This window comes from Sphingomonas faeni, assembly GCF_040407495.1.
GTDB lineage: Bacteria > Pseudomonadota > Alphaproteobacteria > Sphingomonadales > Sphingomonadaceae > Sphingomonas > Sphingomonas faeni_D.
Genome location: NZ_JAPZPP010000004.1, coordinates 200376 through 219796, shown reverse-complemented (window position 1 = coordinate 219796; position 19421 = coordinate 200376). Strand labels below are relative to the sequence as shown.

Annotated in this window: 16 protein-coding genes; 10 read left to right on the top strand and 6 right to left on the bottom strand. The window is 62.8% G+C overall.

The annotated features are described in order from the left end of the window. The first annotated feature begins 2 nt into the window (after positions 1-2). From O6W96_RS14140 to O6W96_RS14130, 3 genes are read left to right on the top strand one after another with little or no spacing between them, the layout of a single operon-like run. The gene (locus O6W96_RS14140; RefSeq protein WP_333929795.1) at positions 3-413 is read left to right on the top strand and encodes a Zn-ribbon domain-containing OB-fold protein; all 411 of its coding nucleotides are present in this window, start codon (positions 3-5) and stop codon (positions 411-413) included. Continuing rightward, complete coding sequence (locus O6W96_RS14135) at positions 410-1603, top strand: lipid-transfer protein (protein WP_353470170.1); 1194 nt, start codon at positions 410-412, stop codon at positions 1601-1603. Before O6W96_RS14140 ends, O6W96_RS14135 begins: the two co-directional genes overlap by 4 nt. A 10-nt stretch (positions 1604-1613) precedes the next feature. Further along, on the top strand, positions 1614-2375 hold the full coding sequence (locus O6W96_RS14130; RefSeq protein WP_353470169.1) for an SDR family NAD(P)-dependent oxidoreductase: 762 nt from the start codon (positions 1614-1616) through the stop codon (positions 2373-2375). Between the two features lies 1 nt (position 2376). On the opposite strand, the gene O6W96_RS14125 is transcribed toward O6W96_RS14130, so the two are convergent. Together O6W96_RS14125 and O6W96_RS14120 are read right to left on the bottom strand one after the other, a co-directional pair. Next, positions 2377-3321, bottom strand: coding sequence for an alpha/beta hydrolase (locus tag O6W96_RS14125; RefSeq protein WP_353470168.1), 945 nt, complete (start codon positions 3319-3321; stop codon positions 2377-2379). After that, positions 3314-4930 carry a flavin-containing monooxygenase gene (locus O6W96_RS14120; protein ID WP_353470167.1) on the bottom strand — a complete coding sequence of 539 codons (1617 nt, stop codon included), beginning with the start codon at positions 4928-4930 and terminating at the stop codon, positions 3314-3316. Before O6W96_RS14120 ends, O6W96_RS14125 begins: the two co-directional genes overlap by 8 nt. 245 nt (positions 4931-5175) lie before the next feature. Between O6W96_RS14120 and O6W96_RS14115 the strand changes: the two genes are divergently transcribed. From O6W96_RS14115 to O6W96_RS14100, 4 genes are all read left to right on the top strand, one after another. Next, the gene (locus O6W96_RS14115; RefSeq protein WP_353470166.1) at positions 5176-6870 is read left to right on the top strand and encodes an AMP-binding protein; all 1695 of its coding nucleotides are present in this window, start codon (positions 5176-5178) and stop codon (positions 6868-6870) included. Further along, positions 6867-7640, top strand: coding sequence for a 3-oxoacyl-ACP reductase FabG (gene fabG / locus O6W96_RS14110; protein ID WP_353470165.1), 774 nt, complete (start codon positions 6867-6869; stop codon positions 7638-7640). Before O6W96_RS14115 ends, fabG begins: the two co-directional genes overlap by 4 nt. Before the next feature lie 68 nt (positions 7641-7708). Next, complete coding sequence (locus O6W96_RS14105) at positions 7709-8362, top strand: TetR/AcrR family transcriptional regulator (RefSeq protein ID WP_353470164.1); 654 nt, start codon at positions 7709-7711, stop codon at positions 8360-8362. Between the two features lie 243 nt (positions 8363-8605). Continuing rightward, a complete protein-coding gene (locus tag O6W96_RS14100; RefSeq protein ID WP_353470163.1) occupies positions 8606-9664 on the top strand; it encodes an NAD(P)H-dependent flavin oxidoreductase in 1059 nt (352 codons plus the stop codon). 206 nt (positions 9665-9870) lie between these two features. Here the strand turns inward: O6W96_RS14100 and O6W96_RS14095 are convergent, their stop codons facing one another. From O6W96_RS14095 to O6W96_RS14080, 4 genes are all read right to left on the bottom strand, one after another. Beyond that, on the bottom strand, positions 9871-12318 hold the full coding sequence (locus O6W96_RS14095; protein WP_353470162.1) for an alpha/beta hydrolase family protein: 2448 nt from the start codon (positions 12316-12318) through the stop codon (positions 9871-9873). 1374 nt (positions 12319-13692) lie between these two features. Then, positions 13693-14961 (bottom strand): Y-family DNA polymerase, encoded by a 1269-nt coding sequence (locus tag O6W96_RS14090; RefSeq protein ID WP_187502591.1) that lies wholly within the window; start codon positions 14959-14961, stop codon positions 13693-13695. Continuing rightward, positions 14958-15434 carry a LexA family protein gene (locus O6W96_RS14085; RefSeq protein ID WP_214654922.1) on the bottom strand — a complete coding sequence of 159 codons (477 nt, stop codon included), beginning with the start codon at positions 15432-15434 and terminating at the stop codon, positions 14958-14960. Before O6W96_RS14085 ends, O6W96_RS14090 begins: the two co-directional genes overlap by 4 nt. Before the next feature lie 3 nt (positions 15435-15437). Beyond that, a complete protein-coding gene (locus O6W96_RS14080) occupies positions 15438-15641 on the bottom strand; it encodes a hypothetical protein (protein WP_187502590.1) in 204 nt (67 codons plus the stop codon). A 135-nt stretch (positions 15642-15776) separates the two neighbouring features. On the opposite strand from O6W96_RS14080, the gene O6W96_RS14075 reads away from it, so the two are divergent. The 3 genes from O6W96_RS14075 (at position 15777) to O6W96_RS14065 (ending at position 17957) form a co-directional block, all read left to right on the top strand. Continuing rightward, positions 15777-16013, top strand: a complete 237-nt coding sequence (locus tag O6W96_RS14075) for a YozE family protein (RefSeq protein WP_187502589.1) — start codon at positions 15777-15779, stop codon at positions 16011-16013. 625 nt (positions 16014-16638) lie between these two features. Further along, complete coding sequence (locus tag O6W96_RS14070) at positions 16639-17205, top strand: hypothetical protein (protein ID WP_187502673.1); 567 nt, start codon at positions 16639-16641, stop codon at positions 17203-17205. Between the two features lie 230 nt (positions 17206-17435). Further along, entirely contained in the window at positions 17436-17957 is a 522-nt protein-coding gene (locus O6W96_RS14065) for a hypothetical protein (protein WP_353470161.1), read from the top strand. Positions 17958-19421: the final 1464 nt, after the last annotated feature.

Below are 19421 nucleotides of genomic sequence, written 5' to 3'. Positions count from 1 at the left end.
CGATGGTCGCAGACGGGCTGTTCGAGCTTCACGGCGACGAACCGCGGTTGATCGGTACGCGGTGTGCTGCGTGCGGCACGGTGTATTTCCCGCAGGCGCCGAGTTGTCGAAACCCCGACTGCCGGGAAAAGACCGTCGAGCGCGCGGTCCTGCCGACCCGCGGCGTCCTCGTGAGCTACACCGTGCAGCGTTATCAGCCGCCGGCGCTGTTCCGGATCGACGATTGGCAGCCTTACGCGATCGGGCTGGTCGACCTCGGCGACGGGCTGGAGGTGATGGGCATGCTTTCGGGATTTGCGCTCGACGGGATCGCGATCGGAACGCGTGTGCGGCTGGTCGCCGAGTCGCTATATGCAGAGGCCGAGCGGGGCCCCGTGCTGACCTACAAGTTCGCGCGGGAGATCGACGCATGACCCAGTCCGTCTACGTGCTGGGTGCCGGCGCGCATCCGTGGGGCAAATGGCCGGACAAGCCGCAATTGCAGCTAGCGCTGGAGGCGATCGATCTCGCGCTGGCCGATGCGGGGCTAGGTTGGCCCGACGTGCAGGGTCTCGTCGCAGCGAGTTCGCGGTTCGAGGGCGGCATGGGGTGGGGGCTGCATGCCAACGAGATCGTCCAGGCGGTGGCCGAACAGGGCATCCCTTGCGTCAACGTCGGAGGCGCCTGCGCCGCCGGGGCGATCGCGTTCCACACCGCGCACGCGATGATCGCCAGCGGCGAGCATGAAGTCGTGTGCGTGATCGGTGCCGAGCGGATGCCGAAGGGTTTCATTCCGCGCCCGCCCGGCAGCCAGGACGATATCACGGACAGCGACTACCTGCGCTGGGTGGCAATGGGCGCGACCAATCCCGCGTATTGGGCGATCGAGGCACGGCGGCGGATGCATGAGCTCGGCACCAGTGAAGAGACTCTTGCGCGTGCCGCGGTGCTGATGCGGCGGAATGCTACGAGGAATTGCTTAGCCCGGTTCCGCAAAGAAACGACTGTCGACGAAGTTCTCGCATCTCCGATGGTCGCCGATCCGCTTCATCTGCTCCAGATATGCCCGGTCAGCGACGGTGCAGCGGCCATCATCCTTGGCAGCGAGGCGTGGATGAAGCGGACCGGACGCCTTGCCGTAAAGGTCGCGGGGTGCGCGATCGCAACGGGCAGTTTCGGCGATCCCGGCCGTCGCATTCCAACGATCGCCTCGTGCGTGCTTGCGGGCGTCACGCATACCAGCGAAGTCGGCAACGCGGTCGCGCGGGCCTGCGCGATGGCGGGGATCGGGCCCGAAGACGTCGACGTGCTCGAAATGGCCGACAACACCGCATGGCATATCCTCGCCTGGCCAGAGCAATTCGGATTCTACGAGGCGGGCAAGGGCGACTGGATGCTCGAGAACGGTGAACTCGACATCGGCGGGACATTGCCGATCAACCCGAGTGGCGGGTTCCTGTCGTTCGGCGAGGCGACCACCGCGCAGGCCGTGCTGCAGATCTGCGAACTGACATGGCAGTTGCGAGGCCAAGCCGAAGGGCATCAGGTTCCCGGTGCGCGCATCGGCATGTCCGCGGTACTGGGGCTCGGCGCGAACGGCGGCTCGGTCATCCTGAAGGCGTGAGGACAAGACTATGCGAATGACGGATATTGCCGCGATCGTGACGGGTGGCGCGTCGGGACTCGGCGAGGCGACGGCGGCCATGCTGGCAACAGCGGGCGCGCGCGTGACAATCTTCGATCTGAACGCCGAGATCGTTGAGGCGACCGCCACGAGGATCGGCGGACGGTTCGCGCGTGTCGACGTCACCGACGATCAGGGCGTGGCGGATGCGCTGGCCGAGGCGGAACAGGCGCACGGCGTCGCGCGCGTGCTGATCAATTGCGCAGGCATCGCGCCGGCGGTGAAGACGGTCGGCAAGGACGGGACGCCGCATCCGCTCGACTTGTTCCGCAAGACGGTCGAGATCAATCTCGTCGGCAGCTTCAACATGATCTCGAAATTCGCCGCGCGTCTGGCGGCGGCCGAACCGATCGGTGAGGAGCGCGGGGTGATCGTCAACACCGCATCGGTCGCGGCGTACGACGGGCAGGTCGGGCAGGTGGCCTATGCTGCATCGAAGGGTGGCATCGTTGGGCTGACATTGCCCGTGGCGCGCGACTTGGCGCAGCACCGGATTCGCTTGATGACGATCGCGCCGGGCATCTTCCTAACGCCGATGCTGATGGGATTGCCGCAAGCCGCGCAGGATTCGCTCGGGACTCAGGTGCCGCATCCGTCGCGGCTCGGGCGTCCGGAGGAATATGCGCAGCTGGTGGCGTCGATCATCGCCAATCCGATGCTCAACGGCGACGTTATCCGCCTCGACGGTGCGATCCGGATGGCCCCACGCTGATCTAGGAGGCGCTGATCTTGGGGCCGCCGATCTGGGACGCGGCGATCCGTGCCGCAGCAAACGCGATCGCTTCGTTGGCAACGGGCGTCAGTTGCGGCAGACCGGCAAAACCATGGATCATACCCGGATACCTACGCAGCGCGACGTCGACCTCCGCGTCACCCAATCGCCGGGCGAGCGCTTCGCCCTCGTCGCGTAGCGGGTCGAACTGTGCGGTGACGATCGTCGTCGCCGGCAGCCGCTGCAAATCGGCGCGCGTTAGATCGAATGACGGATCCGCCCCGCCGTCGCCGCGATACGCGTCCCACGCCCATTCGAGGAACGAGGCCGTCAGCATATAGCCTTGCGCGAACTGCACCGCCGAAGCGCTGTCGCTCGCAGGATCGAGCAGCGGGTAGATCAGGCCGATATGGTCGAGCGGGACACCCTCATCGCGGCAGCGCAGCGCGAGGCCGAGTGCGATATGGCCGCCCGCACTGTCGCCAGCAACGGCGATGCGATCGGAATAGAGGTCGAGCAGCCGAGCCTCTGCTCGAAGCCATTCGAGTGCTGCCTGCGCGTCGTCGAGTGCAGCGGGGAAGTGGTGTTCGGGGGCCAGCCGATAATCGACCGCGACGACCGTCCGGCCGCTCGCATAGGCGAGTGTCCGGCAGATTGAATCGTGCGTGTCGAGGTTGCCAAAGATGAAGCCGCCGCCGTGGCAGAACAGGATTGCTGCGGTTCGATCAAGCGTCGGGCGATAGACCCGCACCGGGATCGGTCCACCCGGCCCGGGGACGACGTGATCGACCGTCGACGCTATGAAGGGCTTCGGAGCGCTCGCCTGGAACGCGTTCGCGGCCCGGCGTAGACCGGTGAGGGACACATGCGGCGGTGGCCGGCGCAACGCCATTCGCGGGTCCGCGAGTAGTGCGTCGAAGGCCGGATCGGGGGCGTCGTCAGACATCGGCGTGCTGGCCGACCGTGCGCAGCGTCAGCCCTTCATACCCCTTGGCCGCGGTCTTCTCCAGGATGCGGCGATACCCGCGGACGCCCCCGGAATACGGCATGAAGACGCGCGGCTTACCCGGCATTTCGGCGCCCAGATAATAGGACGGCGTCTTCGGGTAGAGGGTTTCCTGCGCCCGCTTGTTCACATGCGCGACCCAGTCGCGTTCGGCCTGCTCGGTCGCCTCGATCTCGTTTATTCCGTCACGCCGACAATGGTCGAACAACGCGACTAGCCAGTCGACCTGCTCCTCGGTCGACAGCAATACGTTGCTCAGCAATGACGGGCTGCCCGGTCCGACGATCACGAACATGTTGGGGAAGCCGTGCACCCCGATCCCGAGAAAGCTGACCGGCCCCGCCGACCATTTCTCACGCAACGTGCACCCGCCGCGACCGACGATCTCCGGCTTCAGCAGCGATCCGGTAAATGCGTCGAACCCGGTCGCGTAGATGACGATGTCGAACGGATATTCGGCATCTCTGGTTCGGATGCCGTGCTCGGTCAAGCGCTCGATCGGGGTTTCGCTGATGTCGACGAGCGAAACATTGGGCCGGTTGAACGCCGTGAAATATCCGCTGTCGACCGAAGGGCGGCGCGTTCCGAACGGGAAGTCGCCTGGCGTGAGCTTTGCGCGCAGGTCTGGATCATCGACCTGTTCCGCGATCTTGCCGCGGATGAACGCCGACGCGGTATCGTTCGATTGCTGGTCGAGCAGGATATCCTTGAACGTCAGTGCAAAGCCGAAGCCTAGCCGGTTCCACGCGGTCTCGAACGCGGCGTTACGCTCCGCTTCCGGCACGTCGATCGCCGCGCGGTTGTCGGGCACGAAGCCGAGACCACTCGGCGAATTGCGCGCCGCCTCGCGTCGTGCGGGATAGCCAGCCTTCACCGCCCGGTCCTCGGCATCGGTGACCGGTGCATTGGCGGCGGGGATCGAGTAATTCGCAGTGCGCTGGAAGACGGTGAGGTGTGCTGCGTCGCTGGCGATCACCGGCGTCATCTGAACACCCGATGATCCCGTGCCGATGATCGCGACGCGCTTGCCGGCGAAATCGACCTTGTCCTTCGGCCAGCGCGCGCTGGAGATGACGCGCCCGGTAAAGTCGTCCTGACCAGGATACCGCGTATCCTTGGGCGTCGACAATTGTCCCACCGCGAGGATCAGCTTTTCGGCATTCCAGCGTCGCCCGTCGCTCGCCTCGACGATCCAGCGTGCGGTCGCTTCGTCGAACGTTGCGCGTTCCATGCTGGTGCGGAGTTCGATATCGCGACGCAGGTCGAAGCGATCGGCGACGTGGTTGATGTATCGCAGGATCTCCGGCTGCGTCGCGTAGCGTTCGCTCCAGCGCCATTCCTGTTCGAGTTCGGGCGAAAAGCGGTAGGAGTAATCATAGCTTTCGACGTCGCAGCGCGCGCCGGGATATTGATTGAACTGCCAGACTCCGCCGATATCGTCGCCCGCTTCGAGGACGGCAACCGAGAACCCCTGAGAGCGCAGCGTATGCAACGTGCGCAATCCGCCGAACCCGGCACCGACCACCAATGCGTCAACGAACGTCGTCATGGACCTCTCCTGTGCGCCGGTAATCCCTCATTTCTCCATGCTCGTCAACGGTTGTGTGGAATATTATAGCCACTTGGTTCCATCGCATTCGTCCCGCGAACCTGATCGATTTTCCACGACTACATTGACGATCGCGTTTGCGCGAGATTAGATTGCGGTCGTCGGCTCGGGTCGACCAAGGATTGACCTCCGGCCGGTATGGCGTCGCGCCGTATCCGGACCGGCAATGGCGAGGGACGCAGGAGATGATGGGTTCGGTCGCCGATCGGCAGCGGGCGTTGCGGGCCGCGATGCCTGTCTGGAAGCCCCGGACGCTGCACGCGGTGCTCGACGATGCAGTTCGCGTTACGCCGGATCGCCCGTTCGTGATCACCGACGACCAAAGCTGGACCTATGCCGAGATCGCCGCTTGGTCGAAGCGGCTCGCGGCCGGGCTGGTCGCGCTCGGCGTTACGCCCGGCGAGAAGGTCGCGCTGGTACTCGCCAATTATCCCGAATTCGTCGCGATCAGATATGCGGTGTCGCGGATCGGCGCGGTCTGCGTGCCGATCAACATCCTCAATCGCCGCGACGAACTCCGCTATCTGCTCGATCAATCGAATGCGGTGCTGCTCGTCACGATGGACCAGTTTCGCGGCGTCGATTACCTCGACATGCTCGACCAGATCGCGCCGGGATGGGAGGACGCGGGCGGAGGCGATGGCTTGCCGAACCTACGCCACGTCGTGGTGCTGCCGACCGGGGAGGCGCCGGATCGTAACTCCGCACGGACGTTCTCGTCGCTTGAGACCGACGACGCCTGGGCGGATATGCAGGTCGATCCGCTCGCCGTTTGCGACATCATCTACACCTCGGGCACGACCGGACCGCCAAAGGGCGTGCTGCTGACGCACGACATGCTAATGCGTACCGCGTATGGCAGCGCCTATGCGCGTGCGTTCGAGGATGACCGCCGCATCCTATTCTCGCTGCCGATGTATCATGTGTTCGGCTATGTCGAAGGACTGCTCGCCGTGCCGTTCGTCGGTGGCGCGATCATACCGCAGTTGCGCTTCGACGCCGCGGCGACGCTGGAGGCGATCGCCCGGCATCATGCCAGCGATGCCTTGTTGATCCCGGCAATGTCGCTCGCGGTGCTCGATGCGGCGGGGGCAGGGACGTACGACCTGTCGCGATGGCATTCGGTGCTGGCATCGGGCGGACGCGCACCCGAACGCGTCTGGCAGGGGATCCGCGAGGTGCTGGGGGTGGACGAGATCACCACCGGCTACGGCATGACCGAGACGACCGCATCGACCACGGTCACCCGTCCCGACGATCCGGTCGAGCGGTTGCTGACCACCAACGGCCGCCAGCGTGACGTCGGCGTCGCCGGCGATCCGAAGGACGGCGGGCGGCTCGTCACCTACCGCGTCGTCGATCCCGGCACGGGTACGTTCCTGGACAATGGCGAGACCGGCGAACTCGTCGCCAAGGGCTACGGCGTGACGCCCGGCTATTACAACAAGCCCGAGGCGACGGCGGCGGCCTTCGATGCCGAGGGTTGGTTGCGCACCGGCGATCTGGGCCGGATCGACGACGACGGCTACATCACGCTGCTGGGCCGCACCAAAGAGTCCTACCGCTGCGGCGGCGAACAGGTCCTGCCGACCGAGATCGAGGATCTGCTGACGACGCATGCCGACGTGGCGCAGGCGCATGTCGTGCCGATCCCCGACGAACGGATGGGCGAAGTGGGCGTGGCGTTCGTCGTCGCGCGGCCGGGCGCGACGCTCGACCGATCCGAGTTGCAGCGCCTGATCGCCAACCGTCTCGCGCGCTACAAGGTACCACGACACATCCTGCTCGTCGATGCGGCAGCCATACCGACCACTGCGTCCGGCCGGGCGCGCAAATTCCTGCTGACCGAACAGGCCCTGCATATCCTGGAGCTGCCATGACGACGATCTTCACTGCCCCCGACCGTAAGATCGCGATCGTCACCGGCGGCGCGCGGGGCATCGGCGCGGCGATCGCCACGCGCCTTGCGGCAGATGGCCACGACGTTGCGGTGTTCGATCTGGACGCCGACGCCTGCGCCGAGACGGTCGGCCGGATTGAGGCGACCGGACACCGCGCGCTGGCGGTCGCCGTCGACGTATCGAACGAGGATGCGGTCGTCGCTGGAGTTGCGCGCGTCGTCGAGAAACTCGGTGCGCCCACAATCCTCGTCAACAACGCCGGCATCCTCCGCGATCGGACGCTGGCGAAGATGGCGCTGGACGATTGGGAGGTCGTGATGGCGGTAAACCTCCGCTCGGTCTTTCTGATGTGCCGCGCGGTGCAGCCGTATATGCGCGCCGCGCGCTGGGGCCGGATCGTCAATATGTCGAGCATCGCCGCGCTCGGCGTGATCGGCGAGGCGAACTATGCGGCCGCAAAGGCCGGGGTTCAGGGCATCACGCGGACATTGGCGATCGAACTCGGCCGTCACGGCATCACCGCCAACGCGGTCGCCCCCGGTTTCGTCGTTACCGACATGACGCGCGCGGTTGCCGCACGCATGAACATGCCGTTCGAGGATATGGTGACCGAGATGATGACCGGGATCCATGTCGGGCGCCCCGGCGTGCCCGACGACATCGCGCAAGCGGTCGCGTTCTTCGCCGACGAACGGTCCGGCTTCGTAACGGGGCAGGTGCTCTATGTCGCCGGCGCACCGAGGGGGTAAGGCCCGCGCGCCCTCGCCAAGCGCGACGCGAGCCCTTAGTCCGGCATCTCGTATCGAAGGGCATCAGAGTGGCAAAGCAACCATCGTTGATCGGCAAGCGACGATCCGCCGCGGGCAAGGAGCCGCGCGAATCCTATCAAAACCGCCGTCAGGAGATCTCCGAGGCGGCGATCCGCGTCTTCCACCGGCTCGGCTACAGCGCCGCGAGCGTCAGCGCGGTCGCGGCCGAGCTTGGCGTCGATCGCGCGACGCTATATTATTATTTCTCGTCGAAGGAACAGATGTTCGACGAGATCGTCCGCACGGTCCTGGAAAGCAACGACAAACTGGCGCGCCGAATCGCCGACAGTCCGATCAGTCCGGCGCGCAAGCTGCGCGAACTGATCACCGCGCTGATGAACTCCTACGGTTCAAATTATCCGCTGCTATATATTTATATCCGTGAGGACCTGACGCACGTCAGCGACACCCGATCGAGCTGGTCCGAACACATGCGGCACCTCAATCGCAACATCGAGCAGTCGGTGATCGACATCGTCGAGCAGGGCTATGCGGATAAGAGCTTTCGCCGGGTCGGCGTGCCGCGGATCGTCGCGTACGGGATCCTCGGCATGCTCAACTGGTCGCACCGCTGGTACAAGCCGGATCGTGGGGCATCCGCGGACGAGATCGGCAAGGTGTTTGCCGAGATGATCCTGAGCGGGCTCGAATCGCCCTATTGACTGCGCCACGCCAGGCGGAGTCAGGAAAATCGTACATGTACGATGAGATTAACATACTCAACGTACGTTGTTTGAATGAACGAATGACCGAAATCGGCAAGTGAGACACGTGTGGCGAATGTCCGGGTCTGGGTCGTAGTGATTTAAACGCAGGGATACGCCTCAGCGCACCTGGCGCCATTAACTTAATGCGCTGGCGTCGTCATACACGGACAATCGTTCACGATCGGATCCTGCGTGGGTATGTCTCTCATCAATCTGTTTGAGCTCTCGGTGCCCTTGATTCAAGCGCCGATGGCGGGCGTCGCCACACCTTTGCTGGCGGCAGCGGTATCCGAGGCGGGAGCCTTGGGGTCGATCGGAGTGGGCGCGACCGACGCGGCCGGCGCACGAGCCATGATCGAGGATGTGCGCAGCCGCACGACCCGCGCGTTCAACGTCAACCTCTTCGTCCACGCTGGCCCAAAGGCCGATCTTTCCCGGGAAGCGCAGTGGCTGGATTGGCTTGCCCCGCTGTTCGCCGCGTACGGCGCAGAACCCCCGAGAGCGCTCAAGACCATCTACAAGAGCTTCGCAGATGATCCCGACATGCTGGCGGTACTGCTGGACCTCGCGCCGCCAGTGGTCAGCTTCCACTTCGGGTTGCCGTCCGCCGACGTGATCTCGGCGTTGCGGACACGTGGTATCTACCTCATGGCGACCGCAACCAGCCTCGACGAAGCACACACGATCGAGGCGGCTGGGATCGACGCGGTCGTCGCGCAAGGGATTGAGGCTGGCGGGCATCGGGGTGTCTTCGACCCCACCGCGCCCGATGACGCGCTCGGCGTGTTCGCGCTGACCCGGCTCCTGGTGCGCAAGAACAACCTACCAGTTATTGCAGCCGGCGGAATAATGGACGGCGCCGGCATCGCCGCGATGCTCGACCTCGGCGCGTCGGCAGCACAATTGGGAACAGCCTTCATCGCCTGCCCGGAGTCGGCCGCAGACGATGCATACCGGACGGCCCTCACCGGTGCGGGCGCTTACCACACCGTCCTCACGTCGCTTATTTCTGGCCGGCCCGCGCGTGCGCTGGCCAACCGGTTCACAGCTTTGAGCGAGTTGGTTAGTGAGCGCCGACCGCCCGATTATCCCATCGCCTATGATGCAGGAAAGGCGCTGCACGCGGCCGCCAAAGCTGGGGGAGAATATGGGTTCGGGGCACAATGGGCAGGTCAAGGTGCGCCGCTATCCCGTGCGATGCCGGCAGCAGCCTTGGTTGAGGCGCTGCGAGAGGAACTCGAACGGCGACGGGTTTGAGGTCCGGTCGGGCCTTGCGCCGTTCCTAGATCGGACTGGCCGTTTCTTCCACCTGGAGCCGTTTAAGCGAGTCGTCTAGGGCACCGAAAAGGGCCGTGAGATCGAAATGAACGAATGGCCAAAATTGGAAACACGAAAAGGGGTCGCGAATGGCCGCAACTGGGTCAAATTGCCTGCCTACTTCCGGACCGTCACCGGTGCATCGATCACTTTTCCGCGGCTACCGCCGCCACCGTCGATCCGGTCTGTTTCGGCTTGACGTAGCGGTCGAGCCAGTCGGTCATCTGCCACAACGTCTCCTCGGTCGATTCCAGCGCGCGATAGCCGTGCGGTTCGTTGGGCAGGACGACGTAGCGGACTGTCGCGCCGTTGCCCTTCAGTGCCGCGTACATGCGCTCCGACTGGATCGGGAAGGTACCGCTATTGTCGTCCGCGCCGCCATGGATCAGCAGGATCGGCGCCTTTATCCGGTCGGCATAGGTGAACGGGCTCATCTCGGTGTAGGTCGGCGTAGCCTGCCAATAGGTACGCTGCTCGGCCTGGAAGCCGAACGGCGTCAGCGTGCGGTTGTACGCGCCCGACCGCGCGATGCCGGCGCGGAACAGGTCGGTGTGCGCGAGTAGATTGGCGGTCATGAACGCGCCGTAGCTGTGCCCGCCGACCGCCATGCGGGCGCGGTCGCCGACGCCCAGTTTGACCACCGCATCGACCGCGGCCTGCGCATCCTGCTGCAACTGCTTGACGTAGGTGTCGTTGGCCTCCGCGCCGCCCTCGCCGATGATCGGCATCGACGGGTTGTCGAGAACCGCATAGCCCTGCGTCAGCAGGAACAGGTGGCTGATGCCGCGCGGGCGAACGAACCGGTTGCCCTGATCGACCGTCTGGCCGGCGACCTTCGCGTCGGTGAACTCCGCCGGATACGCCCAAAGCAGCGTCGGCAACGGCCCGTCGCGTTTCGCGTCGTAGCCGGCGGGCAGATACAGCGAGCCCGACAGCCGCAGTCCGTCGGCGCGGGGATAGGTGATGGTGCGCTGCGTGACGCCGGCGAAGACCGGAGCGGGATCGGCGAAGGCGGTGACCGCCTTGGCGCTGCCGCCCTTCGCGCCGCGGATCATGTAATTGGGCGCAAGCTTCGCGCTCTCGCGCCGCGTCAGGATGTGCTGCCCGCGCTCGTCGAGCAAGGCGACGACCGTTTCGTAATAGGGCGCCTTGGCGGTCCAGAGTCGCGTCTGTTCGCCCCCGGCAAGCGGCATCGTCGCCAGGAAGGGGAACGCCCCCGCCGTGGTCGCGCCGTCGCCGGTGACGTACACGCCGTCATGCGCGGGCGTGAAGCGCATCACCGGCTTGCCGGCGGCATTTTCTTCGACGAGCGGTTCGCCGGGATCGCCATATTGATCCTGATAGTTGAGCGTCGATACCGTCCGCGTCTGGCCCGGTCGTGATGGCGCAACGGCCAGGCGATGCTCAGTGCGCGTACGCCATTCGCGATCGATGACCATCGCGAAGCCATCATCTCCCCAAAGGGTCTCTGCATAGCGGGCCGGGGTCTGCGCCAGTTCCACCGGTGCCGTAGCGAACGGCGCCGCCTGCATCATCACCTTGTCGTGGAACGCGATCTTGGCGCGCGGATTGCCGCCGTCCAGCGCTTCTGCCCAGACCAGCGTCGCCGGCGCATCCGACCGCCAAACCGCCTCGCGCGGCCCCTTGACGGTGGCGTCGAAATCGACCGGCAAATCGTCGGCGAGCGGGCGATCGACCAGGGTCTTCACCGGCTGGCCGTCGATCGTCGAGACGGCGATCTGGGTCGGGAAGAAGCGGGCGGGCAGCAGATAGGAATAAGGCCGCTTGAGCCGCTCGGTCAGCAGATAGCGACCGTCCGGGGAGACACTGAAATCGGTGACCAGGCCCGGCGTTCCGATCGGCGTCGTAGCGCCGGCGAGATCGACCCGGACCAGCTGGCCGGTGAAATAATGGTCGAACAGCGCCTCGTCATGCGCATCGCCGAGCAGGTCCTCATAGGTCCGCGCCGCCGATGTGCGCCCGGCGCTTTCCTGTACGACGGGGCCGGTCGGGGTGCTGCTCGCGACGGGCGCCGCGCCGCGACCGGCGGGTACGGTATAGGCGATCAGCGCCTTGCCATCCGGCATCCAGGCAAAGGGCGAGCCGAACGTGCCGTTCAGCCCGCGGGCGACCGCGCGGGCGCTGCCGTCGCGCTCGGCGATCCATAGTGACAGGCCGTCGGCCTCTTGCGCGTAGAAGGCGAGCCGCGTGCCGTCGGGCGACCAATCGGGCGCGGCGAAGCGCAGGCCGGCGGGCAGCGTGACCGCAACGGTCCGCCCGGACTCCACGTCCTTGAAACTGAGCGCGTTCAGCCATTGCACGCGCACCTCGGCCTGGCCGTTGGTGGCGGGATCGATGCGGTAGCCACCCAGCCGAAGGATCGGTTTCGACAGATTGGCGATCGACGGCAAATTCTCGCGTCCCAGGATAGCGAGCGTGCGGTGATCGGGGCTGACCGCGACGCCGGGGGTGGGCGGTGTTTCCAGCGCCTTGGCGATTGCGTCGGGTGCGCGATGGTAGGCGCTGTCGCCGGGCGTCTGAGCGTAGGCGGTGGTGGTGAGAAGCAGAGCAAACAGACAGACACCGGCGAGCATTCGAATTCCTTTGTCGCTATCGCCAAGCCGTTTAGCGCCAGGGTTTGGTAGGCGGTGCCAACACGGCGAGAGGTCAGAGCTTACGTGAGTTTCGTCGTGGGGCAAGTTGTTGGGACCCAGCCTCGGGATCTCTTCAGCCAACATGAACGAACGTCTGGTCCTGAAGAGCGACTGCTGGCCGTTGAACGGCTGACATTGGGTCGGTAGCTCTCGCGATCAAGAAGCGACCGCGGGCTGCTGCTAAGACCTGAAGGTGACTAACTCGTATGGTCTCGCTGCCCACCTCACAGGTCATATTGCGCCGATCGACTCGCTACTTAAGCGGGAGCGGCTCGGTCGAGCCCGCCTAGGGCGCCACAACCCCAAATACCGCGCAAGAACCCCCGCCTCGCCCGCGCGCTTTTTAGGTGGCTTAGGATGCAGTTCGCGGATCTGGTGCAGCCCGGCGAAAACCTAGCTTTTGTGGGCACTTTCGAGCGTGGCGGTTGGATGCAGATTGCTGCACCTAGATGCAGATATTCGACATGGCGTGGACACGCCCGCGCTGCCGCCTTTTTAGTCGCAAAATCGCGCTAGAATCGGTCTGAGCTGTGGCGTTTTGCGACCACGCTTTCCCATCAGGCCAGCCTGCCGCGCGGGAAAACCCTAATCTCCCTAATCTATCCGGCATATCTCGCATAAGTGTTTACGATAGCACGATATATTAATCAGGGTCGGACCCTTACCTGACCTAACCTTTTCATCCCGAAAACCTAATGCCATTGAAAATAAACGATTTTCCTAACCGGGATTATCTCGGTCATTGGTCATAATCTGATTATAGTAATGTTAGGGTAAAGGTTAGGCCAAAAACCGCAGAAATCCGCCGATGTTAGGCAGGTTAGGGTTTTCCCGCGCCCTACTTTATATTCTGCGAGCCGCCCCCTGCTCGTGCTTTCGAGTATGGAATGCCACTAGATCCTCGAGAAAGAACGCTCGTAAAGTTCGCTGTCGACGTCGCTCGTGAAGCGACGGAAGCGGCTGGCACCGTGCGCGGGGATAGCTCAGCCGTTCGGTTGGCCTTGCGCGTACTACCGCCGCACTGCCCTGAACGCCCACTTGCAGACATTCGGGGCTTGTATACGATGAGCAGATGCAGCGCCGCGTCCTATACCTCATCCTCAAGGTCGGATTGCCGGTACTGGTCGGACAGTTCGCATTCGACTGGATCAACAGCGACTTAAACCCCGCCGTCAGTCATCTTCCTACGAGAGCCATACTCATCCTTGCCGTATTGCTCGTGTGGACCGCATTCCGGGAACACCGCGACCGTAAAAAGCGGACCGTCCGCTAACCTTCCCAAACCAGCCGTTCGTTCGACGGCAAGAAACGGCTTCATGCCCGGACTGTTGGCACCTGTGCGATGTCGGTTGTCCACGCCGGCGATCGCATCTCCGATCGCATTTTCCACTCGCGCTTAAACCCCTGCGACGCAGTCACTGCCGTCCAAGTGCCAAATCTGCCGTTGATCGCATCGAGCGCGCTCATCAGCCGGTCACGCTTTAACGTGTCCTCCTCAAACAGCGTTCGCGGCCGTTCATCCTCTGAAAGAAGATCGTCGAGCATGATGCCGGCCTTCGTATAGGCGTAGCCATCGCGCCATGCTTTCTCGGCGCCGCGCCTGGCCGCCGCGATCAGCTCAAGGCTGTCGTTCGTCATCGGATGCAACGTCACCATGCGCGATGCACCGTACTGGGGCCGGTCGGGCTTGTGCTTGTTCGTGTGGAAGAACGCCGTTAGGCGGGCCGCAACCAACCCGTGTGATCGCAGCTTCTCGCCAGCCCGCAGCGCGTATTGCGACAGCGCTCCCATCATCTGCTCGAAGTCGCAGATCGGCGTACCGAACGATCGGGTGACGGCCATGCCCTTCCGGCGCGGCTCGACTGCCTCGACCGCGTTGGACGGGACGCCGCGCAGTTCGGCAACCAGACGCTCGAGCACGACGGTACCGACGGCACGCGCCTGCTTAATCGGCATGTCACGAAGCGCCCCAGCGGTGTGTATACCGAGAGCAGTCAGCTTGTGTGCCGTCGCACCGCCCACGCCCCACACGTCTCCGACCGCGAAGGCGTGCATGACATCGCGCCGTACGTCGTCGTCCCGGAGATCGGCCACGCCAGCGAACTGCGGGTCCTTCTTAGCCACAGCATTCGCGAGCTTCGCCAGCGTCTTGGTGTCGGCGATGCCGACGCAGGTGGGGATCGTCGTCCATAGTTGGACCTGGGCACGCATCGCATTGGCGTGGACGACGAGATCGCGCCCTTCGAAACCGGCAAGATCCAGGAACGTCTCGTCGATCGAGTAGATCTCGAAGTCGCGGGCGAAGGACTCGCAGGCGGCGATCACCCGGCGCTGCATATCGCCGTACAGCGCATAGTTCGACGACCGCACCTGGATGCCGTGCTGTTTCACCTTGTCGCGCAGGTGGTGGATCGGATCGCCCATCTTGATCCCGAGCGCCTTGGCTTCCGCGGATCGTGCGATCGCACAGCCGTCATTATTCGAAAGGACGATGACCGGCACGCCTACAAGACTGGCGTCGAAGGCGCGTTCGCAGGATACGTAGTAGTTGTTGCAGTCGATGAGGGCGATCGGCGTGTTCATGCCATTTTGCGCGCAACGCCGACGACCGTACCCCAGATCTCAACATGTTCGTCCACGAGGATGTCGGAAAACCCTTCGGCCTCGGGGACGAGCCAGTGTCGGCCATCGATATAGCGCAGCCGCTTCAACGTCCGATCACCATGCACTAGCGCCACGACGATCGCGCCGGTCTTCGGCTTCTTGGCGCGGTTGACGACGATCAGATCACCATCGTTGATCCCGGCGCCAGACATTGATTGGCCATCGACCCGCATGATGTAACTCGCGGCTGGATGCTCGACGAGCCAAGCCCCCAGATCGATCGGTTCCTGCATGTCGTCCTGCGCAGGCGAGGGAAACCCGGCCTGCGTATGGACGAGGAAGAAGGGCACCTCGCACGGCACCAGTTCGAACGCGACGTCGTGAAGCCGTAGCGCATCGTTAGGGCGGTTCAGCGGGACGACTACCGAGCGATCTCGATTTGTCGCAGACACGGTCTAAAGGATCGCCGCGAAGAAGAGCTGATCATGCTGGGCGGCTAGAACCGACTGGGCATCCTGGGCTGCACCAACGGCTTGGCGGTACTCTACGGTCCCGAACCGCTCGGCCTCGTCGAAGCTGAATTGCACCGTGGCAGCAGGTGGATAGACGTTGTCGTATATCACGCGGGCAGCTGCTCTCAGCCGCAGATCGTGCTCCATTTCGTTGCTCCGTCAGTATCGAGTCGCCGGTCGTGGCGTGTCCCTAGCTAGGCCTGATCCAGATTGATTCGCAAGAACATTGCGGGAACATCAATCTGATGCGATGAGCAGGCCGACGATACGAAGGACAGGATGATGGCCGACTACGACGACGACCAGCAGGAGCCCAAGCCCGCGTTCGGCCAGTGGCTTATCACGCAAAAAGACCGAAGCGATCTGGTCGGTCAGCTCGCGGCCGGAGCCGTTGCCGATCGCCGCTTTCCCCGCAACGGGAATCCGGAAGCGGTGCGTAAGCATCTCAGCGCCATGCAGGCCGAAGGGGATATGTTCGCCGCGGTCGACGATGCCGAGTCCGACTGGTTGTCCGCTTGATGCAGGACGCTTGGCAGCAGGCTTTCGCGCTGATGGCTGATCATGGGCAGCTGGGTGCGTGCCAGTTCGTCGCGTCCGGTATGCAGAAGACGCCACCAGGGCAGCCGTAGCAGTACCGACAGTGGGAGGTTTCAGCTGACTGCCTGAACGCTGTAGCAGATGCCGGTCGGACGAAGCACTGATCCGAGTGGTTCGATGATCGCGCTTGCACCAGCGTCGACGTCCTCTTGCACGGTCACGCGCGTACATGACGGCGACGGACCGATATGGTGCTCGAACGGCGTCAAGGTCCGGATTGCCGGCGTCCAGGCGCCCGACTTCGAAAGCGCATCGCCTCGTCGCGCGGCAGACCCGAGGCGGGTAAACTATCGCTGTAACAACACGGCGGCGCAGCGAAGCCAGCAGATCATCGAACGTCTGGTCCTCCGCAGAACGTTGACATGTGAGGCGACCGGTAAGAGCTACAGCCGCGTTGTGGCCCGGTGCACGCTGCCGGACGGAAGGTCGTTGTCGTGTGCTGCGATCGCGTCCGGGGCGGCGGTTCGTTGGGATCGATACTGCGTCAGTATCGCATGGGTGAGTGCCGCTAACTTCCCCTCTTAATAACACCGCGGTATCGATCGTTATGGCACGTGCGCAAAAGCTAAAAGTTTATCGGACGGTTGCAGGCTTCAACGACGCGTATGTCGCTGCCCCCAGTCAGAAAGCTGCTTTGGAGGCTTGGGGCAGCGAGCGGGACCTATTCGCGCGAGGAATCGCAGAGCTCGTCACAGACCCGGCACTGACCGCAGAGCCATTGGCGTCGCCAGGCGTGGTCGTGAAGCTTTCCCGGGGCACGACTGCCGAGCAGATCAAGGCCATGCCGGCCCCCGAACCGAGAACAACACATCGAGGTGGCTCGGATCACACCGAAGCGTCCGAGCAGCCACGGAAACCAAAGCCGGCACCGAAGCCGAAGCCTAGCAGCGCCAAGCTCGAGGCGGCGGAGACTGCGCTGGAAACAGTGACGGCCGACTACGCCGGCAGGATGAAGGCGTTGGCGAGTCGGGAGGCGAAACTGGCGCGGGAGCGGCGCAATCTCGAAACGCGGCAGCACGGCGAGGTGGGGGCGGCAGAAGCTGCCGTCATAGGGGCGCGTCAGGCATACGACGGAGCATTGCGACAATGGCGAAAGTCAAAAAACAACTCCTAGTTCGTCGCGGCCGATGTTCATGTTTGACGTCCAGACAGTCGCCACCTGGTCGCGATGTCATCGGCAAAGCCGGTACAGACGGCCGCCCGCAAGCCGATCTCTACGGACGAAGCCTGACCGCGCAAAACTATTCAAGGTTACCGCACCGCTAACCCTCAATATACGGAACGATCATCTTTCGACACCGCTTCTAGGGGCATCTGCAACCCAAGACATCGACAGGAATCATAATGAGCACGAACCTAGTATCTGCCGTTTTCGATAATCATACCGAAGCAGAGCGCGCTGTATCCGAGCTTCGCGCCGCAGGTGTCAATGACAGCGCCATTTCTGTCGTAGCTCAACATGATGGGAAGAACACGGCTACCGACGGCAGCGGCAACGACACGCAGGAGTTTGTCGGCAAGGTCGCGGCTGGTGCTGGCATTGGCACTCTCTTGGGTATTGCTGCCCTTGCTATCCCCGGGGTCGGTCCGTTGGTTGCCGCGGGGGCAATCGCCTCGGCCGCTATCCCGGCTGCTGCAGTTACCGGCGCGGCTCTTGGCGGCGCTGTGGGTGGCCTCGAGAAGGTGATGACCGATCACGGCGTTAGCCGCGTTGATGCCAGCTACTACGAGGGGCGCATTAACGAAGGTGGTGTGTTCGTGTCTGTTGATACAAGTGCAGCGGGCATCAGCGCAGAAGATGCCGCCGATATGCTGTATCGTTCAGGCGGACATACCTCGACGCGCACTAAGGTGGCGATGGCGTAACCGCCGACGTCCTTAAGTTTGCATCTAAAAGGGGCGTTCCGGTGACGGGACGCCCTAATTTATCCTGAACGTTTCCGTTCCGGTACAGGAGGGAAGATGCGCCTGCGGACGGCTACCGCCCACACCCGGACGCTTGGGTTAGTAATTCGGGGCCCCGGGAGTAGCCATTTGTTCATTGCGATTCCGGGGCACTTTCCAGACATAGGTTGCAATCGGGGCGCCCTGGATCGGTAAAGTTGTCCAGTTGCTGCCACTGCCGAGCACGCAAAAATTGATCGCGAAAGCGATTGTGCTGATATAGTCTGGCATTGGAGGTAAATGCAGAAATGGAAAGTAGCCGTCAGCTGGAGAGTATCGCTCTCGCAATTGCCCCAATGCTAGAGAATTCTGTGTCCGAAGTTTGGGTTGTAGCAGAAGTTCATGACGATTGGATACAGAGGCGTTACGATGTCGTGCGCAACGGTAAGCTTGTTGAGGGGGTGGAAGGTGAGAGATCCATGGACCGATCCGTCAATGATGCTCTATCCGCCCTAAGGCGTGACATGCTTAAAGAACGTCAGGAAGACTGGCATCATTGCACCTATGTTTTGAGTTCTGACGGAACCTTCCAAATGGAGTTTGATCGTAGCAGGCCGCCGAGCGTGTGAATGTAACGATAGATCCTCCTGCAAAAGGAGGCGGCGCCACGGAATGTCGGCGATCGCCAGCACGTTCCCGAAAGCTGTCGTTCCGCTTTCCTTCCCGACCCGGTCATTTCCGAAAATCGATCTCGACGGGTACGAGGGATCCGCGCCGGCTACGCCGTGGGGCTTTTGGTGCTACAAGCCAGTTCGGTGTTCGTTGACGGCATTAATCGATTTATGAATTTCGACTAACCGCGCTCTAATTTGATAAGATGATCGTATTGACCAAATTCAGGCCAAACATCGTAGTTCTTTGCTACGTCGTGAGACGATCTCGAATTTTGAGTCACTAACGGATTGAAAAACTGTTTCTCGATTTCGACTGTACCGTTTTCCTGAAAAAGATAGGTTGTACCATTCTCAACCTTATCGGTAGCTCCGTCGTGCTCCCGGTAAGTAGTCATACTAAGAAATAACGTCCCAAATCTGACCTCCTTAAAAGCGTAATAAAGATATTCTCGAGACAGGATGTCAAGGAATCCGACGCCTACAAAACCTTTATTTATTTCTAGAAAGCAAAATGGGCGATCTACAGGACCCACTATAACACCATAGAGTTTTTTATTTAGGTGTGCTGACCGCGCATATTCCTCTGGCCAAATTTCCGTAGGCTGCTTTCGGGCCCGAAACCAGGATTTGCAGTATGTCATTTGGCTTTGCATAAGCACAAATATACTCGACCGACTGCGAAGTGAAACCACCTGCCGTTAAGCGCAAGCTTTCTCGAAATTCGATCCTTTTCGACAACGACGCAACGCCGCGCAGTGTCGGCTATCGACGT

Excerpts from the sequence above, each read along its gene's own strand:
- O6W96_RS14140 (WP_333929795.1), top strand. The coding sequence starts at position 3 with ATGGTCGCAGACGGGCTGTTCGAGCTTCACGGCGACGAACCGCGGTTG.
- O6W96_RS14135 (WP_353470170.1), top strand. The coding sequence starts at position 410 with ATGACCCAGTCCGTCTACGTGCTGGGTGCCGGCGCGCATCCGTGGGGC.
- O6W96_RS14130 (WP_353470169.1), top strand. The coding sequence starts at position 1,614 with ATGCGAATGACGGATATTGCCGCGATCGTGACGGGTGGCGCGTCGGGA.
- O6W96_RS14125 (WP_353470168.1), bottom strand. The coding sequence starts at position 3,321 with ATGTCTGACGACGCCCCCGATCCGGCCTTCGACGCACTACTCGCGGAC.
- O6W96_RS14120 (WP_353470167.1), bottom strand. The coding sequence starts at position 4,930 with ATGACGACGTTCGTTGACGCATTGGTGGTCGGTGCCGGGTTCGGCGGA.
- O6W96_RS14115 (WP_353470166.1), top strand. The coding sequence starts at position 5,176 with ATGATGGGTTCGGTCGCCGATCGGCAGCGGGCGTTGCGGGCCGCGATG.
- fabG (WP_353470165.1), top strand. The coding sequence starts at position 6,867 with ATGACGACGATCTTCACTGCCCCCGACCGTAAGATCGCGATCGTCACC.
- O6W96_RS14100 (WP_353470163.1), top strand. The coding sequence starts at position 8,606 with ATGTCTCTCATCAATCTGTTTGAGCTCTCGGTGCCCTTGATTCAAGCG.
- O6W96_RS14095 (WP_353470162.1), bottom strand. The coding sequence starts at position 12,318 with ATGCTCGCCGGTGTCTGTCTGTTTGCTCTGCTTCTCACCACCACCGCC.
- O6W96_RS14090 (WP_187502591.1), bottom strand. The coding sequence starts at position 14,961 with ATGAACACGCCGATCGCCCTCATCGACTGCAACAACTACTACGTATCC.
- O6W96_RS14080 (WP_187502590.1), bottom strand. The coding sequence starts at position 15,641 with ATGGAGCACGATCTGCGGCTGAGAGCAGCTGCCCGCGTGATATACGAC.
- O6W96_RS14075 (WP_187502589.1), top strand. The coding sequence starts at position 15,777 with ATGGCCGACTACGACGACGACCAGCAGGAGCCCAAGCCCGCGTTCGGC.
- O6W96_RS14070 (WP_187502673.1), top strand. The coding sequence starts at position 16,639 with ATGGCACGTGCGCAAAAGCTAAAAGTTTATCGGACGGTTGCAGGCTTC.
- O6W96_RS14065 (WP_353470161.1), top strand. The coding sequence starts at position 17,436 with ATGAGCACGAACCTAGTATCTGCCGTTTTCGATAATCATACCGAAGCA.